This is a genomic window from Micromonospora sp. MA102 (genome assembly GCF_025460765.1).
Taxonomy (GTDB): domain Bacteria; phylum Actinomycetota; class Actinomycetes; order Mycobacteriales; family Micromonosporaceae; genus Micromonospora; species Micromonospora halotolerans.
Window position 1 is genome coordinate 1 of the sequence record NZ_JAMWEG010000041.1, and the last position, 1,367, is coordinate 1,367.

The following is a 1,367-nucleotide window of genomic DNA, read 5'->3' on the forward strand; positions in this document are numbered from 1 at the left end:
CTCATCTGGCTCCCCTCTATGTCAATAGACCGGGTTCAGGGCGTTAGGAGAGGTGCGCTTCCGGGAGCGGATGGGCCGGCGTAGCGTCGGTGTTGCGGGTCCGGGAAGTGGCTGATCCGAAGTGTCGATGTGCGGGGGCAGGTCGACCGCGCAGGATTCTTGAGACGCCCCGCAGTGCCCTCCCGGGCCCGTTTCGACTGTGTGGTTCTCGGCTGCGCGTGCGTCGTTGACCAGGCGGCGGTAGATGACGTCGGATAGGCGTCGCTTCAGACACCGCAGTGCTTCGAGCGGGGTCTTGCCGGCGGCGAGTTTGCGGCGGTAGTAGGCGCGGCCTTCGGTGTCGTTCCGGAGCTGGACGATGGCGGCGATGTGGATGACGTGGTTCATCCGGCGGTTGCCCGCTCGGGACAGACGATGACGGATCTGTTCGCCGGAGGAGGCATCCAAGGGGGCGGTGCCGGTCCAAGAGGCGAAGCGGTTGCGGTCGGAGAAGCGGGCGATGTCGCCGACGTCGGCGAGGATTCTGCCTGCTCCGGCGGGTCCGATCCCGTGGACCTCCATCAGCGTCGAACCTCTCGTCTCGACCGCGGTCTTGAGTTCGGCCTTGATCTTCTTCAGCTTCTTGTCGACTGCGACCAGGTCCGCGAGCTCCTCGGCGGCCATCCGGCGCCGGGTCTTCCCGGCGATGTCTCGAGGCCGAACGGTGGCCAGCATTGTCTTGGCTTGCATCGCGGAGAGGTCCTTCTTGCGTTGCCCGGGGATCAGTTCGCTGAGCAGTCGCTGCAGTCGGTTGAGGGTCTGCACCCGCAGGCGGGCGAGCTCGTCGCGGCGGTCGGTAAGCATCCGTATCGCCTCCAGGTCACCATCGGGTGTCAGCCTCCGCAGACCTAGCGTGTGCACCGCGACCATCGCGATCGAGTGCGCGTCCAAGGCGTCGGTCTTGCGGTTGTGGCCGGTGTCGAAGAGTCGGACCCGGGCGGCGAGCTTCGCCGGGACGTCGAGGACCTGCTCGCCTGCTTCGACCAACCGCTGCGCCAGCGGCCGCCCAGCACCGTTGGCGCCCTCGATCGCCCACACGCGGTTGGGCCATGCCTTCACGTAGGCGCGCATCGCGGCGTAGCCGGTGTTGTCGGTGGTGAACCTCCCGGACCCCAAGAGGTGTCCGCCGGAGTCGACGACCTCGATGGTGGCCGACAACTTGTGGGGATCAACCCCGATGATCACGTCTGTCATGGCGCTCCTGCTCTCCTCGAACCGATAGGGACGGCGAGGTGGGCAGTGCTACTACGAGCTGGGCAGTCCCCTCTTGAGCCACGCCTCGTCACGGTGCCCGGCGAAACGCAGTCCAGATGAGAGCCACACCCAAA

At 66.6% G+C, this 1,367-nt stretch carries 1 protein-coding gene; it reads right to left on the reverse strand.

Annotation, left to right across the window (positions count from 1 at the left end):
- Positions 1–21: 21 nt before the first annotated feature.
- Positions 22–1,233, reverse strand: coding sequence for an IS110 family transposase (locus tag NFX44_RS33195; RefSeq protein ID WP_262287548.1), 1,212 nt, complete (start codon positions 1,231–1,233; stop codon positions 22–24).
- Positions 1,234–1,367 lie beyond the last annotated feature (134 nt).